Genomic DNA, 16713 nt, shown 5'->3' on the forward strand with positions numbered 1-16713 from the left:
GGTCACTCCGCCGCCCGGATGACGCGTGAAGGGCCGGAGGCTGCGGCACGGTCTGCGGCAACGAGCCTTGCCTTGACGCCTGCAGCCAGCACGCTGACATTCGGCACCAGCACCATGCTGTCATGGTCGCCCGGCACCTCGGCCACTTCCACTGAGGGCGCCCAGCGGGTCCAGTCGTTGTCGGGAAACACATACTCGCGTTCGCTGCTGACCCAATTGCCGCCCGAGACCTGCCATTTACGGTTCAGCGGGGGGCGGAACAGAGTCAGCGGGCCGTGCCAGGGTTTGAGGGCATAAGCTTCGACAGCGGCACGGAAGGCCAGTTCGATCTTGCGGTTGTTGAACTCCGGCTGGGCGCCGGTTTCCGCCGGTTTGACGCGGCGCTTCTCGAATTCCCACGCGATGCGGTTCCTGGCCCATTCGCCCAGGTAGCCTGCACCTTTGCTGCGCAGCTCTGCCAGCTTGATCAGCGCCTTGTCCTGGCGCTTCAGGGCCGGGCGCACCGGCAAGGGCGTGTCCAGCAGGATCAGCGCGGCGCTGTCCTGGCCCTGCTCCTTCAGCTGCTGCGCCATCTCATAGGCGGTGATGCCGCCACCGGAGAAGCCGCCGAGCAGATAGGGGCCGTCGGGCTGGACCTGGCGGATTTCGTTCAGGCAACTGCGGGCGGCGTCTTCGATCCGGTTGTGCGGGGTATCGCTGCCCACCAGTCCCTTGGCCTGCAGTCCGTAGACCGGGCGGTCCTTGCCAACCAGCAGCGCCAGATGCCGCAGGTTCAGCACATTGCCGAACATGCCCGCGACCAGGAAGAATGGCCGCCGCCCGGTGCCGTCGCCGGGGTGCAGCTGCACCAGATGGGTGAATTGCGGCTTTTCTTCTGCGGCTTGCGGGGGGGCTCCGGGCTCTGCGGCGATACCGCCGCCGGTGCGTTCGATGATCCGTTCTGCCAGGGCAGCGACACTGGGGGCCTCGAACAGCACCGACAGCGGGAATTCCACCTCAAAGGCGCGTTTCACCTGGGCAAACAGCCGGACTGCGATCAGGGAATGGCCGCCGAGGTCAAAGAAGCTGTCCTCGATCCCCACCTGGCTGACACCGAGGAGGGAGGCAAACAGCGCGGCCAGCTGCTCCTCCACCGGGTTGCGCGGCGCCACGTAATCTGTGTCGAGCTGCGGGCGGTCAAATGTCTGGGCCTCTGCCTTGGCTGGTGTGCTTTGGTCCGCCTGGGCGAGTAGCGCGGGCAGGTCGAGCGAGGAGACCACCACCTGCGGCAGGCCAGAGGCGACGGCGCGCACCAGCGCCTCGCCGCCCTCGCTGGCTTTAATGCCGTTCGAAATGTTCAGCTGCAGACGGCGTTCCTCCCGCGACAGGGGCTGCGGGCTGGCGGCAGGTTCCAGTCCCAGCTGGGCTGCTGTGGTGTCCGCGTCGCCCGGCTCCCCGGCGGCGTTGAACCCGCCTGCGAGGCGTTGCATCCGGAAGCCCTCGATCTCCACCAGCACGGTGCCATCCGGGTCCGCCAGGGTGACGTCGAATGCCGCAGAGGCGCTGTCCGGGGTGCCGGACAGGCGCACATGGCTGAAGATGCGTTTGGTCAATGGTGCAAAGACCCGGATAGTCCCATAGGACACCGGTACCCAAAGCGCCTTGCCCTCGTATCCGGGGATCAGCTTCATTGCCCAGCCGGTGGCCAGGTCTAGAAGGCCGGGGTGCAGCAGACAGCCGTCCTGCGCCGCTGCTTCTGGCAGCGACAGGGCGGCAATCCCTTCGCCGTCACCCAGCGCCGCGCGGTCCAGCACATGCCAGCGCGGCCCGAAGTTCAGATGCGCCTCCTGCAGCGAATGCAGGCGCCCGTCTTCTGGCGCCTGCTCCTCCGGGCATCGGGTGAAAATCATTTGGAGGTTGAGTGCGGCGGGGCGTTCTGCCGCCGCCGCAAAGGCCAGCATAGCCTGACAATTCAGACGGTAACCATTTGTAAACTTCGAGTAAACAAACAGTTCATAACCATTTTCATTAGCTTCTAACTTTACCAGGGCATCACGCGGGCAGGATGCGTCCGCAATCAGCGGCCGCAGGAAGTAGAGATCCCGGATCTCGAACGGATCTTCCACGCCGATGGCAGCCAGCGCCTCGGCGGCCATCTCGACATAGCCGGTGCCGGGCACCAGAGCAGTGCCATCCTTGGTGCGGTGCTCATCCAGCAGCCAGTCTGCGGTGCTGAACCGGGGAGTGAAGATGCGGTTGCCCGCGGCGTCGAATGCCTGCTGCTGCAGCAGCGGATGCGGGCAAGGCTCCGGCGCGCTGGCACTTGCATTTGCGTTGCGGTCCGCCATGGCGTCGGCGGCCATGCCTGTGTCGGCCCAGACGCCCCAATCCACGGCGATGACCCGGGTTTTACCGCCCGCGCGGTGCTTGGCCCAGGTGTTGAAGTATTCGTTGGCGGCGATGTAATCCACCTGGCCCGCAGGGCGGGTCACGGTCGAGGAGGAGGAGAACAGAACCATCAGCTCCAGACTGCCGTCCGGGAACACGGCGTCCAGCGCCCGCAGCCCACTGACCTTGGGGGCCAGGACCTGGGCGATCTGGTCCTCGTCCTTGGCCAACAGCGGGCCATCACTGATAACGCCGGCCCCGTGGATCACGCCGGTGACGGGGCCAAAGGCAGCTTCGGCCTGCTCCCGCGCTGCACGCAGGTCGCCGCTGTTGCAGACGTCGGCGGCCAGCGGCAGTACTGCACCCTTGCCATCTGCCTCCAGCGCCATCACTGCGCGGATGCGCTGGGCGGTGCGGTTCGCCGGGCTGTGGCTGGCAAGATAGCGTTCCCAGGTCTCGCGCGGCGGCAGCCCGTCGCGGGAGATCAGCGAGACCTTGGCGCCGTAGCCGCGCATCAGGTGGCCCGCGATGGCCACGCCGATGCCGCCATAGCCGCCGGTGATCAGGTAATGGCCACCCTGTTTGAAAGGAGGCGTTTCCGGCGCGGGCAGCGGCTGCGGGCGCCAGCTGAGCTCGAACCGCTTGTCCCCGCGCCAGGCGGCGGAGGTATTGGAGGGCTCTGCCATCAGCTCTTCCAGCAGGCGCGCGGTGATATCTGCCTGCGGTGGATTCCGGCGGGCGAACAGGCCCTGCGGCGCCTGCGGCAGTTCGATATCCACGGCGGTGCAGGTCAGCCCCGGCAGCTCGCGCGGGATCACGCCCAGCGGGCCTGCGATCATGGCCTTTTCCGGGTAGGGCAGGGCCTCGTCCCGCACCTGTGTTGCGCCGGTGGTGAAAACAGTCAGATGCGCTGGGCCGGGCAGATCAGCATTGCCCAGCTCCTGCGCCAGCGCGGTCAGGGAATGAAAGCCCATTTCCAGATTGCGGTCAAAGAAGGAGGAGCCGGGGCGGAAGGTTTCCCCCTCGGTCACCAGCCAGAAATGCGCGATGCGGTCCGGCAGCAGCCCGGCTTCGGTCAGGTCCGCCAGCAGGGCGCCATAGGCGGCGCGGCCCTGTTCCGGCGGCAGGAAATAGGAGTTGGGCGCAAGCTGCGCATAAGTGTCACCTGCGCGCACCCGTGCGACAGTATGGCCTGCGGCCTCCAGCCGGTCTGCGGCACGGGCAGCATGACTGCATTCATCCTCGAAGATCAGCCAGCTGTGCGGCTCCTGATCCAGCTCCTGCGCAACATCCAAGGCACAGTCGGCCAGCCGCGAACGCCAGGCAGGGCGGTAGCCCCAGTTGTTGAGATCATCATTCCGGGCTGGCGCGGGTTCTTCCTCCACTGCCGGTTTGCCGGGCTCGATGAAATAGCGGCTGCGCTGAAAGGCGTAGCCGGGCAGCGGCAGGCGGTTGCGGCGCGCCTCGCCCCAGATCTGTTCCCAGTCGGCCTCCACCCCGCAGGCCCAGAGCCGGCCGATGACACCAAAGAAGTAACTGTCATCCATCACCTGCTGATCCGGATGGCGCAGCGAGCTGAGCACCTGGCCCTGTTTCACCGCCGGAGACATCTGAGCCAAAGCGCTCAGCGCCTTGCCGGGACCGACCTCCAGGAACACCCGGCCCGGGGTCTTGGCGAGAGACTCGATGCAGGTGGCGTAATGCACGGTGTTGCGCAGCTGGCCGACCCAGTAATCGGCATCGGTGGCCTGCTCCGCCGTCAGGGCTGTGCCGGTGCGGTTGGAGATCACCGGCAGCTTGGGCGCTGAAAGGGTCAGGGAGCGGAGGAATTCACCATACTCCTTCAGGATGCCGTCCAGCATCCGGGAGTGAGCGGCTATGTCGATCGGAATGCGCTGGTGCTCCAACTCGCGGGCGGTCAGCTCTGCCGACAGCCTTTCCAGCGCCTCCTGCGGGCCGGAAACGGCAGTGAGCGAGGGCGCATTGACGCTGGCGATATCCAGATCATCGCCGATGATGGCCTCGACCTCGGCCAGCGGCAGGGCAATAGACAGCATCCCGCCCGCAGGGACGGTGTCGAACAGCCGCCCGCGCAGCAGCACCAGGTCGATGCAGTCCTCGAATGACATGACCCCGGCCAGGCAGGCGGCAGTGTTCTCACCCATCGAATGGCCGACCAGCGCGGCAGGCTTCACGCCCCAGCTGATCCACAGCTGCGCCAGCGCGTATTCCACGATCATGATCAGCGGCAGCTGCACCGAGGGCTGCTGCAGCTTGGCATTGGCGGCGTCCTCCGCGCCGTCTTCCGGCAGCCAGATCGCGCGGATGTCATAGTCCAGGCTCTTTTGCAGATGATCCAGCCCGCGGTCCGTCCACTCCGCAAAGACCGGTTCGGTCTCATAAAGGTCGCGCGCCATGCCCGCGTATTGCGCGCCGCCGCCGGGGAACATGAAGACCACCTCCGGCGCATTGCCCAGCCGGTCATGGGTGAAGACGTTGCGCGGATCGTTCTCCTGCAACAGAGTAACGGCTTCGACGGCGGTCTCCGCCACCAGCACCCGCCGCTTGGCAAAGCCGCGGCGGCCTTCCCTGAGGGTATAGGCCACATCGGCCAGATCGGCCTCGGGGTTGGCCTTCAGATAGTCCGCCAATCCTTGAGTGTTGGCGTCCAGGGCTGCCTTGGTCTGGCCGGAAACACAAAGGATCTGGAACGGGAAGTCGCTTTCCTCCGACGCAGCGCGTTCCGGGGCTTCTTCCAAAATAACATGCGCATTGGTACCGCCGACGCCGAGCGAGTTGATACCGGCGCGCCGGGGCCCCTTGTGCGGTGTCCACGGGGTAAGCTCAGCGTTCACGCGGAATGGCGAGCTCTCGAAATCAATGGCCGGGTTCGGCGCTTCATAGCCCAGCGAGGGCGGGAGCTCCCGGTGGTGCAGCGCCAGCGCGGTCTTGGTGAGGCCGGCAACGCCCGCCGCGGTGTCCAGATGGCCGATGTTGGTCTTGACCGAGCCGATGCGGCAAAAGCCGGTGTCCTGCGTGGTCGCCCGGTAGGCATCGGTCAGGGCAGAGACTTCGATGGGGTCGCCCAGATAGGTGCCGGTGCCGTGGCATTCCACATAGTCGATGGTGTCCGCAGGGGTGCCCGCAGCCTCCAGCGCCTTTTGCACCGCTGCCGACTGGCCGCCGACAGAGGGCGCCAGATAGCCCGCCTTGTCGGCGCCGTCGTTGTTGATCGCCGAGCCCTTGATGACCGCCCAGATGTGGTCGCCGTCGGCAATCGCATCCTCCAGCCGCCTGAGCGCCACCGCCCCGGCACCGGAGCCGAAAACCGTTCCTTGCGCCCGGTGATCGAAGGCATGGCAATGGCCGTCGGGGCTGAGGATCTCGTTTTCCTTGTAAAGGTACCCGCGGCCCTGCGGCAGTTCGATGGTAACGCCGCCCGCCAGTGCCATGCCGCAGTCGCCCTCGCGCAGGGCCTTGCAGGCGTAATGCACCGCCACCAGCGATGTCGAGCAGGCGGTCTGCACATTGACCGACGGCCCCTTCAGGTCGAACACATGGCTGACGCGGGTCGACAGAAAGTCTTTGTCGTTGCCGGTATGACGCAACAGGAACATGCCCACGTCATCGACCAGTGCTGGATTGGAGCAGATGTTGAAGTAGAAATAGCTGCCCATGCCGCAGCCCGCATAGACCCCGATGGGGCCATCGATGTTTTCCGGCGGATGGCCCGCATTTTCCATTGCGCTCCAGGCGACCTCCAGAAACTTGCGGTGCTGCGGGTCGAGGATGGCGGCCTCTTTCGGGCTGAAGCCGAAAAACTCCGCGTCGAATTCGTCAAACCCCTGCAACGGGGCGGATGCAGGCACATAATTCGGGTCTGCCAGGACAGAGGCACGCTCGCCGTTTGCCAGGAGCGTCTTCCGGTCCAGAACCTCGATGGATTCGATGCCGCCGCGCAGGTTCTGCCAGAACGCTTCGGCTGACCCGGCGCCCGGCACAGTGACCGACATCCCCACAATGGCAATATCGCCTGCATTAATCCCGGCAGCGCCTCTTGCTGCGGATGTCCCCTTCTGCATCGTCAATACCTGACCCCGCTGGCCCTTTGCAAACAGCCCGGCACACCGCAGCCAGTCCGCTTTGCGAAGGTGGCAGGGCCCGCCGGACGGGTTGATTGTCTGACACCGGGGTTCTGCCCGGCGGTCGGCCCGGCCTTTCGGCATGGATCCCCATCTATTCCGCGGGGCCGGGTGAACTCAAATTTACTTTCGTCAATTCATGCGGCTGTCCTGTGGACGCATTGTGTCAATTTCGGCCGGAAAAAGCGGAAAAATTACGGCATCACAGGATGCTGCGCCCGTTTGGCCCGGCGGTGTCAGGCATCAGCGCCTGCGCACCGCCGAATAGTGCAGGTTTTGCGCGGAACAAGTCGGGGTAGAGCAGCCTCTCGGCGTAGCCCAGAACCGAACCAGCGCACATCCAGGTTATCGGGATCAGAGTGGCGTTCAGCAGCATGTCGACCATGGTGGCGGCCAGGATCAGCGCAACCGGGGCGGCATAGGGCGACACACTGCCGGCGGGTGCGCGGCCTTCAGCATAGGCCAGCAGCACCAGCGGTGCCGCCAGCAGACCCATCTCGGCGATATAGCCGAGCCAGCCGAAGGTGCCGAAGACGATGATCCAGCGCCCGTCCGGGATCGACAGGATCTGCCCGGTTTCCTCATGCCGGACCAGGTTGCGGCCCCAGCCGCCCCAGCCGAACCAGGGTTTCTCGGCGGCGCGGGCCAGCATCTGGGCTTCGTTCTCAAAACGGTAGTTCAGCGAATGCGCCCGCTCGGCGTTGATCGTCCCGGCTTGGGCCACCAGCTCCTCTGTCGGCACCAGCCCGGCGTTGCGCAGCATCGGATAGACCACCGCGATCAGCGCCAGCAGCAGAGCCGCGCGCAGCTGCCAGCGCAGCGGCGCCAGCGCAACCACCGGCACAAAGGCCAGCGCATAGGCGAGCGAAGCCAGGCTCTTGCACAGCACCAGCACCGCAAACAGGTATCCCGCTGCCAGTGCCAGCCGGACGCGGTCCCCGCCCGCGGCGGTACGAGCCAGTGCGGTGGCCGCCAGCAGCGCCGACATCATGAAGAAGGCAAGCCACAGCGCATGGGGCAGGAACACGATGGGACGGAATCCGCCCTGGCGCATCATCTGGCTGAAGTCATGCTGGAAGAAGCCGTAGACCCAGACATTGATCTGCGGGCTGAAGCGGATCTCGATCAGCGACGGGATGGAATAGACCAGCCCGCCGATCATCAGCGCCAGCAGCAGCGCGCGCTGGGCTTCGGGGGTGGAGAGATACCGGCGGGCCAGCAGAAAGGGGATCAGCACGATCACCTGGTTGATGATCACGGAGCCAAGGTCGCGCCAGCGCAGGCCGGGCAGCTGATCGGTCAGAAAGATGATCGGGTCGGAATTGGCGATTTTGCGGAACAGAATCGGCTCGCCGTTGGTCAGCACGGTGGGGATGACCCCGAACACAAACAACAGCACCAGCACCCGTACCGCAGGGTGCCGCGGCAGCAGCGGCACCGGCCTGCGCAGCAGCAAGACGCACAGCACAAAGGCCATCACCGAGGGGATCGCGAACTTGTCCATGTCCGGCACCAGAGGCAGATCGAACTCGGCCAGCGGCGGCAGCAGCAGGTAGCCCGCGATGATGCACCACAGAATTGCCCGCTCCAGCGGCAGGCGCCGGAACAGGATCAGGCTGGCCAGCGGCCAGGCCAGCAGCATCAGATAGGCCAACGCGTTGGGCAAAGCCCCGTGCTCCCTCAGTTCCCCGGTATTTGTGTCAAACTTTACCTGTTGCAGGCAGCGCTGTCGCGCGGATTTGCAACAACAGGTTAACAGTGTGCAGCTTTGCCACGCTGGCCGCCGTCCCGTGTCCGGCGGACTGGCCTGGCCAGGGCCGCGGCGGTATCAGGGAGCGGAACGCAACCGGGGAGTGCCATGTTTTTTGAATTTCACGGCCGCAGGGTTGCGGTGAACATGCCCTCGCGCACCCAGCTGGAGGCAGAGATCCGTGCCCGGTTCAAGGCGGGGCAGGGCTTTGCGCTGGCCACGGTGAACCTGGATCACCTGGTCAAGATGGAGGCGTCGGCAGCGTTCCTTTCCGCCTACCAGGCACAGGATCTGGTGGTGGCGGATGGCCGCCCCATCGTCTGGCTGTCGCGGATTGCGCGGCGCCCGGTGGAGCTGATGCCGGGCTCCGACATGGTGCTGCCGCTGTGCCGCCTGGCCGCCGGTGCGGGTGTGCCGGTGGTGCTGGCGGGCAGCACGGAAGCGGCGCTGCAGGATGCCGAAGCCGCTCTGACGGCGGCGGTGCCGGGGCTGGAGATCGCTTGGACCCATGCCCCCTCCGGCAGCTTCGATCCCGACGGCGGCGAAGCGGATCAGATCCTGCACCGGCTGGATGAAACCGGTCCCTGCCTGTGTTTCCTGGCGCTGGGCGCCCCCAAGCAGGAGCGGTTCGCGCAGCGCGGCCGCAAGCTGGCGCCCGCGGCCGGCTTTGCCTCGGTAGGGGCCGGGCTGGATTTTCTCGGCGGCCACCAGAAACGCGCGCCGGCGTGGGTCCGTGCGGTTGCGATGGAGTGGCTGTGGCGGGCGCTGTCCAGCCCCAAGCGGCTGCTGCCGCGTTACGCGAAATGCCTGGCTATTTTGCCCGGGCAGATCCGCACGGCCTGGCGCATCCGGGCGCGCTAACGGCAGGCTATTTGTACTCCAGTATGCCGCGGGCGCTGCCGCGCCAGCGGCGCCAGTAAAACTCCAGCGCTCCGGCGGCTTCGGCGAATTTTCCCAGCACCGTGAACAGCGCGTGTTCAAACCCCATCCGGCGGGACAGGCGCAGAACCTGGGCCGGGTAGATCAGCGCCGCCTGCGACAGAGAGGGGTTGAGCAGCCCACCCATCAGGATGACGGCAGGCAGGACAGCGCCCCACAGCAGCGCGCGGCGGGTCTCCGCAACCCAATGGCGCTCCGGCCCGGCGCCGTGCAGCGCCGCACCTTCGGCAAAGGCATGGCCTGCGCGGCGGCTGCGGTTCCACCATTGGCCGAAGCGCAGCATCTGCGCGTCATGCAGGGTCATCTCCGCCTCCAGCCGCCAGACCTGCCAGCCGGCCCGGCGCAGGCGCAGGCACAATTCCGGCTCCTCGCCGGCGATCAGCCCCTCGCGGTAGCCGCCCGCGGTATAGACCGCCGCCACCCGCATCAGCGCGTCGCCGCCGCAGTCTGTTGCCTCGCCAACGGGCGTGTCCCATTCCGCATCGCACAGCCGGTTGTAGACGGACACCTCAGGGAACCGCTCCCGCCGCCGTCCGCAGGCCACCGCGGCCTTGGGGTGCGCTTGCAGGAAATCCGAGGCGGTGGCGATCCAGCCCGGGTCCACCTCGCAGTCGCCATCCACGAATTGCACAAACTCGATCCCGGGCTCCAGCGCTGCCAGCCCGGCGTTGCGGGCGCGGGCGGCGGTGAACGGCTGGCTCAGGTCCAGGTCCACTACTGCGGCGTCCATTTCCCGTGCTGCAGCTGCCGATCCGTCCGTGGAGCCGCTGTCGACATAGACCAGCTGCTGCACCTGGCCTTGCAAGGATCGCAGGCAGCGGATCAGCCGCTCCCCTTCGTTGCGGCCAATAACCACGGCGGCGATGGGGGCGGCGCTCATGCGGCCGCCCCGGCAAGGTAGGCCCGGTACTGGGGCGACCCGCGCAGGAAACCTTGGCGCTGCAGCTCCGCAATCCCGGCGTCCTCGGCCGCGTACGCCGACCACAGGCTGAGCTTCGGCTGCGCCTGCATCGCATTGCTGCGCTGGCGGTCCTCTCCGTGCTGGGAGACCGTTTCGGCCTGGATCTGCAGATCCCGGGCCAGGTTATCGCCGGCAAATTTGTAGTGGCGGATCAGCCCTTCGAAATCCGCAACCCGCACCCCGGCTGAGGCATGCGGATGCACTGCTGCCTGCACGCCGGGGCCGTTGAACACCAGGGGGTGCTTGCTGAGGCAGCAGTTTTCGCCGAAGACCTTGCCGCGCACCCCGCCGAACAGCATCTGCGCGCCGCCGGGCGGCAGCGAGTTCTGGTGCAGATAATAAGCAAACCCGGTGTCCTCCGACGTGTATTCGACAGCCCGCACCGCGCTGATGTCCGAGAAGCGGAAGCTCTGCACCGCTTCTGCGTAGGAAAGCCCGCGTGCGCCGGCCAGCGGGCCTTTGGGAAACATCTCCAGCATTTCTGCCTGCAGGGCGGTGTATCCCTGCCGCGCCAGAAAACGGGTCAGCCCGGCAAGCCCTGCCGTTTCGCTGCCCTCGAACTCGAACAGCTCATCCATGTCGGCAAACAGGCACCAGCGGTCCCGGCCGTAACGGTCTGCCGCAAAGGCGCGGAAGGTGTTTTCATAGTCCAGCCAGGGCAGGGGGGAGTGCAGCAGCGCGGTGTCCGGCTCCTGCCGGATCCGTTCGATTGTGCCGTCGGCAGAGCCGTTGTCGAAGAACACGAAGGCAGAGACGCCAAGCCGCCGGTAGTGCTCGAAAAACACATCTAGGTAATAGGCGCCGTCGCGCACCAGGGCAATCAGCACCACCTGATCGGGCGCGGCAAAGCAGCGGGCCGGCCCGTGCAGATGGCCAAGTGAGGCCCGGAACCTGGCGTGATGCGCCATGCGGCTGGCGCGGTTCGCCAGCCTTTGGGTGAATGATCTGCCCACTGCGCCTCCGTTCTGCGCCTGCCCGGAAATCTGCGGCCAGCTTGCAGGCATCCGGCATCGTCTGCAAGTGCCGGCCGCTCAGCGTCATTTACAATGGCAAAAGGCGCCGGAAGACACTTGCTGCTGTGCCGTCAGTAGTCCCGCTTGAAAAACAGGCCGACGCCGGTCTCTCCCTCGCTGTCCACCGTGCCCTGAACCGTCAGGCTTTTGGTGATGTCCAGGTTGATGCTCAGCTCGCTGTCGCCTTGGGTGTTGACGTTGAAATCGGTATAGACGTTTTCCGCCACATAGCCGCCCAGCCCCAGCTGCCCGGTGCCCAGGTTGTCGGCGCCGATATCCACATCATCCGCACCGGTGGCCTGGCGCAGCTTGCTCTGGGCGCCGCCGCCGCGGCCGCTGAGGGTCAGCGCTGAGCCGGCCAGCCGCGCCAGCGCTAGCGGCGAGATATCCCCGATATTGTCGCCGAACAGCAAAAGCGCCAGCGCCTCTTCGCTGGGGCGCGGCGGGTCGGAGGTCACCTTGATCTCCGGCGCGTCGACCCGGCCGGAGATTTCCAGCGTCGCGGTGCCCTGTTCGGTGGCGGCGGTGGACTTGAACTCCAGATAGGGTTTCAGGTCGCCCAAGAGGGTGATCCGGCCTTCGTCCAGCTCCAGCCGCCGCCCGAGGATGTCAAAAGTGCCGCGGATCAGGCTGATCTGGCCGGAGGGGGAGGGCCGCGCGGTGGTGCCGCGCAGATGGATCTGGCCGCCGAGTTCGGACCGCAGGCCGCGGCCGCGGGCAAAGATCCGCGACGGTGCGCTGATCACGATATCGAGGTCGGTCCTGCCGGAGCCGCCTGCGCCGCCGCTGCCATTGCCGGTCAGCCCGGCTCGGGCGAGCGTTTGGCGCACCTCGCGCGGGGCGCCCGCATGGCGGATCGGCGGGATCGGCGCTGAGGAGACCGAACCGCCCGCCGTGTTTAGGTTGATATTGGTCTCGCCCACATTGATCTGGCCGGCAATCCGGTTGCTGCCCGCCATCGCGCCGGACATCGCCAGGCTGCCGTTCAGCAGGGTTTCATAGGACAGGTGGTCGGTGACCACCACATCGCCGATGGCGATCTGCAGGTCGCCGTTGAACGGTGGCAGCAGCCCCACCGGGCCGCTGATCCGTACCGTGCCGCCGTCGCGCGGGCGGGCCGAGAGCTGCACCTGTGCGCTGGAACTGGTGATGGAGACTGTCGCGTTGATATCATCCACCCGCTGCGCCGCCGCCGGGATGGCAATGGAGGCACTTGGCACGGAGATGGTGCCGCTGACCCCGTCCAGCGCTGGAACGCCGCGCAGGGCCATGTCGAAATTCGCAGCCCCTTGCATGAGGTTGGGCGAAATGAACGGATTGAGCCCCTCCAGACGCAGGGTGCCCCTGGCGGTCACATCGGCGGTGCCCTTGGCCTCGTTCCAGCTGCCTTCGATGCGGCTGTCGATGCCCGCCGGGCCGCTGGCGGTGCTGTCCACGGTCCAGGTGCCGTCGCGCCGGGTTGCGGTGCCGGTCGCGGCAAGCCGACCGGGCAGGTCAGGCACCAGCCTCTGCAGCTCCGCCATCACTGCGTCGAACTTCAGATCGGTGCTGCCGTTGCTTTCCGTGAAACGGGCCTCGGTCTTCACTGCAATTCCGGCAGGCCCGGCCGCCTCGATGTTGGCCTGCCATTCGCCGCTGCGCCGCTCTGCGGTGCCCTCGGCGCTCAGCCTGCCGGCCAGCTGCGGCACAAAGCGTTCCAGCTCGTTCCAGGCCGCGGCAAAGGTGAAATCGGCGTCCCCCGCAAGCGTCACCGACCCGTCCAGCTTGGCGCTGGAGGTGTGCGGCCCCTTCAGCTCGGCCAGGCCGCTGAACGTGTCGCCTGTCCGGCTGAGGGTGGTGGCCAGCTCCAGTGTGCCGGGCGCCTGCGGCACCAGCATTTCCAGCCGGTTCAGACGGGCGGTGATATCCAGCTGCCCGGCCTGGTTGTTCAGCGTGCCCTTGGCCGTGGCCTCCAGCGCGCTGCCGGTCAGGTTGAATTGGTCAATGGCAATGCCGTTTTCATCGCGCGCGGCCTTCAGCGCCAGCGTGGTGGTGCCTGCCAGCAGCTCATCCGCCTTGGCAATGCCCGCCGACAGGTCCTGCGCCTGCAGCGACAGATCAGTGTCGAACCCGCTGGTCAGCGGGGTGAAGGACCCTTTGACTGCTGCCTGCACGCCACCGCCCAGCGGACGCCCCGCCAGACCGGAAAAGCGGCCCAGATCCTCTGCCTCAGCCGTCAGATCGCCGCTGACCTTCAGGCCCTCTTCCAGCCCGTCAAAGGCCACATCGCCCGCGGCCTGATAGTCGCTGCCGCGCAGCTCCATGTCCGTGATGTGCAGCGCGCCGGGCCCATCGGTGCTGAGGGTGCCTTCAAAGCGGATCTCGTTGCCGGTGGCCTTGGCCAGCGCCGGGTCGCGGGGCTGGAAACCGCTGAGGCCGGCCGTCAGCCGGCCCTCCAGCGCAAAGCCGCTGCTCTGGTCCAACGTGCCGCGGCCCGTGATTTCGGCGGTGTCCACCAGCGCGCCGGGGTGGCTCAGCTGGTTCAGAACCCCGTCCAGCACCCATCGGCCTTCGAGGGTCTTTTGCAGCTGCAGGTCCGCCTTGGCGAGCGTGGTCTGGCCGCCGCCGACGGGCAGGGTGACCGCTGCCTGGCCTGCTGGCGGGGTGATTGCGGTTTTCAGGTTGGCGGTGGCCAGCTTGCCGCCCGCATCCAGCGCCGCGGCGCCGGTGATCCGCAGCGCATTGGTGCGCAAGACCAGCGTGTCCAGCGTCATCGCGCCGCTGCCTTCGCGCAGCCCCTTCACGTTCAGGCGCAGGCCGGGGCCGAAGAACGGGCGGTGCACCGGTGGCAGCAGCACATCAATATTGCCGCCCAGGTCGGCGGAGAACGCAATGTCGCGCGGTGTCTCGGGGGCGGCATCATGGGGCAGGGGGCGGGCCGCCAGCACCACCTGGCCGCCAAGGCGTTCGGTGCCATTGGTGCTGAAGGTGATGTCGGCGGCGAAATCCGTGACCGGGCCGCTGCCCTTGGCGGTCAGCTGCAGGCCGGGGTTGCCGGGCAGGTCCAGCCCGCGCGAGATCAGCCCGCCCGCCGCCTCATCGGCCGACAGATCCAGAGTGATCTGCTGGGTTTCATTGGCATAGCGGGCTTCCAGCCGCAGATGGTCGCCGGGCTTGTCCAGCCGCGCTGCCTCCAGCCTGGTGTCCAACGCGCCGTCCGCAAGCTTCAGCGCGCCGTCGACCCGCAGGCTGGCCGCGGCGCCCGTGAGCCCTTCGCCGAGCTCGATCCGGGCGGCCTTGATCTGGCCCAGCTCGATTGCTACCGGCAGTTCGGGCAGCGCAAAAGGCGTGGTCTCGGCCTCCGGCAGCTCCGGGTCCGGCGGCAGCGGTTCGGGTGCGCGTTCCACCGCTATGCGTTCCGCCGACAGCTCATTGACCGAGAACCGCCCGCGCAGCAGCTCCAGCCGGTTCCAGTCCAGCACCGCACCCTCGACGGTCAGCCAGATGCCATTCTCGTCGGCCACGGTGATCTTCCTGATCTTGGCCTCAGAGGAGAATGCGCCCTCCAGCCCCGACACACTGATATAGCGGCTGTCGCCGGACAGGGTGTCCTCCAGGAAATCAACCAGCAGCCCGCCGGCGTCTTCCTCGGTGGTCTCCTGCGCCGCGGCCGGCAGGACCGTCAGGCCCAGAGCGAGCGTATAGCCAAGAACCTGTTTCAAAACGCCTGTCCTATCCCGATATAGAATTGCAGCCCGTCCTCGCTGCCGCCGTCCACCGGATAGGCAAGGTCGAGCCGGATCGGGCCGATGCCCGCCACATCATAGCGCAGGCCGAGGCCGGCGCCCGAATGGCGCGCGGAGGAGCCGGAAACAAAGCTGTCCGCATCGACAAAGCCGAGGTCGTAAAAGCCCACCAGGGAAATCTTGTCGGTGACCTTGCCCCTAACCTCGGCGGACAGCGCCGCAAAGCTGCGACCGCCCGCGGTGCCGCCGCCTGCCGGCACCCCCAGCGACTGATACTCGTGCCCGCGCACGGTGCCCGCGCCGCCGGAGAAGAACAAGAGGGTGGGGGAGATTTCGCTAAGAGACGGCCCCACCACAGAACCCAGCTGCACACGGCCCGCCAGCACGATCCGGTCCTCCGCGCCCAGCCCGTAATAGGCGCGCGCGTCCCCCTTCATCTGCAGGCCGGACTTGCTGCCGTCAAAGCCGATGAACGGTGTGGCGGCGCCCTGCAGAAAGTAGCCGGTGGTGGGGTTCACGCGGCTGTCGCGGGCGTCATATTCGGCGCGGATGCGGCCTGCCACGTATTTGAAGCGGCGCTTGCCGAACACGTCCTCGGCCAGGATCGAGGACACGCCCAGGGCCGCCTCGGCAAAGAATGTATCCGAAAACGTCCGCCGCGCGCCGATGGCGCCAAACATGCGGGTGGCAGCGTAATGCTCTTCGTCCAGCCGTTCTGCCTCGGCCAGGTAAAAGATCATATCGTCAGGCCCCAGCTTTGCAGGCCGGTCCAGCCGCACTGCGACGCGCCCGTCGATGTCGTTGCTGCTGCCGATGCCGCTGATGCGCGCTTCGATCCGCAGTTTCTCGGCGTTGCCGAACAGGTTGCGGTGCATCCAGCTGCCCGACAGCTCCAGCCCGTCGGAAGAGCTGACCTCGGCGCCGAAGGTCAGGCGGCGCGGCGGCAGGTCCTCCACCTGCGCCACGAAATCCAGGGTGCCGTCCGGGTTCGGCTGCTCCGCCTCGCGCAGGACCACGCTGGAGAACGTGCCGGTGCGGCGCAGCCGGGTGGCGGATTTGGCGATCAGGTCGGGATGGAACTCCTCCCCGGCCGGGAAGCCCGCGATGCGGCGGATGGCCTCCTCGCGCACATTGCTGTCGCCGGTGATCCGCATCTGTCCGAACCGCAGCCTCGGCCCTGGCGCCAGGCGCAGCTCAGCGTCCAGCCGCGCTTGCAGGTGGTTGGCGGTGATGTTCTGGTCCGCCACCTCGGCTTTGGCATGGCCGCTGCGGCGCCAGGCGCGGACGCCCGCAATGGCGGCATCACGGATCACGCCGGTGCCGGCCGGTTTGCCGGGGGCAAACCCTTCGGGGATCCCGACATCGCTGTTCTGCGGGAATGGCGCCAGTTCAGCCCTGCCAAAGGCAAACTGCGGGCCGGCTTTTACGGTAATCTCGACTTTCTGGACGCTTTTCGGCGGGTTCAGAGGCTGGATCAGCGCCGCCTCGCGCCCGTCCAGACGGATGTTCACCACCGGCGAGAAATGCCCTGCATCATAAAGCACCTGCACCAGCGTCCGGTAATCCGACAGCGCCGCCGCCAGCAGTTCCTGCACGTTGGTCTCGCCGCTGGCCGCAATTGAGGCCGAGGCGCCGCGCAGCCGGTCCGCCAGCCCGGCGTCAGCACCAGGCGCTGCCAGCGTCGTGTCCGCCGCCAGGCCGGCAGGCGGAAGCAGGGGAATGAGGCTGAAAGCAAGGGCGCACGCCAAGTGGCGGGGGCGGAAGGGAAAATGCATGTCTGCTCCGGCAGCGGGCGTAAAAAATCCGCCTGAACCCG

Annotated in this window: 7 protein-coding genes; 1 reads left to right on the forward strand and 6 read right to left on the reverse strand. The window is 67.0% G+C overall.

Annotated elements, in window-relative coordinates; genetic code table 11:
- Window positions 1-2: 2 nt before the first annotated feature.
- Both AC58NV_RS08035 and AC58NV_RS08040 read right to left on the reverse strand, forming a co-directional pair.
- Window positions 3-6449 carry a type I polyketide synthase gene (locus AC58NV_RS08035; RefSeq protein ID WP_497226660.1) on the reverse strand — a complete coding sequence of 2149 codons (6447 nt, stop codon included), beginning with the start codon at window positions 6447-6449 and terminating at the stop codon, window positions 3-5.
- 262 nt (window positions 6450-6711) lie between these two features.
- Window positions 6712-8175 carry a hypothetical protein gene (locus AC58NV_RS08040; protein WP_497226661.1) on the reverse strand — a complete coding sequence of 488 codons (1464 nt, stop codon included), beginning with the start codon at window positions 8173-8175 and terminating at the stop codon, window positions 6712-6714.
- A gap of 192 nt (window positions 8176-8367) precedes the next feature.
- On the opposite strand from AC58NV_RS08040, the gene AC58NV_RS08045 reads away from it, so the two are divergent.
- Window positions 8368-9120, forward strand: a complete 753-nt coding sequence (locus AC58NV_RS08045; protein ID WP_497226662.1) for a WecB/TagA/CpsF family glycosyltransferase — start codon at window positions 8368-8370, stop codon at window positions 9118-9120.
- A 7-nt stretch (window positions 9121-9127) separates the two neighbouring features.
- On the opposite strand, the gene AC58NV_RS08050 is transcribed toward AC58NV_RS08045, so the two are convergent.
- The 4 genes from AC58NV_RS08050 to AC58NV_RS08065 all read right to left on the reverse strand — a co-directional run bounded on the left by AC58NV_RS08050 (window position 9128) and on the right by AC58NV_RS08065 (window position 16672).
- On the reverse strand, window positions 9128-10078 hold the full coding sequence (locus tag AC58NV_RS08050; RefSeq protein ID WP_497226663.1) for a glycosyltransferase family 2 protein: 951 nt from the start codon (window positions 10076-10078) through the stop codon (window positions 9128-9130).
- Window positions 10075-11112 carry a glycosyltransferase family 2 protein gene (locus AC58NV_RS08055; protein WP_497226664.1) on the reverse strand — a complete coding sequence of 346 codons (1038 nt, stop codon included), beginning with the start codon at window positions 11110-11112 and terminating at the stop codon, window positions 10075-10077. The genes AC58NV_RS08050 and AC58NV_RS08055 overlap by 4 nt, the downstream gene beginning before the upstream one ends.
- A gap of 131 nt (window positions 11113-11243) precedes the next feature.
- The gene (locus AC58NV_RS08060; RefSeq protein WP_497226665.1) at window positions 11244-14873 is read right to left on the reverse strand and encodes a translocation/assembly module TamB domain-containing protein; all 3630 of its coding nucleotides are present in this window, start codon (window positions 14871-14873) and stop codon (window positions 11244-11246) included.
- Complete coding sequence (locus tag AC58NV_RS08065; RefSeq protein ID WP_497226666.1) at window positions 14870-16672, reverse strand: autotransporter assembly complex protein TamA; 1803 nt, start codon at window positions 16670-16672, stop codon at window positions 14870-14872. Before AC58NV_RS08065 ends, AC58NV_RS08060 begins: the two co-directional genes overlap by 4 nt.
- Window positions 16673-16713 lie beyond the last annotated feature (41 nt).

This window comes from Leisingera sp. ANG49, from assembly GCF_059694505.1.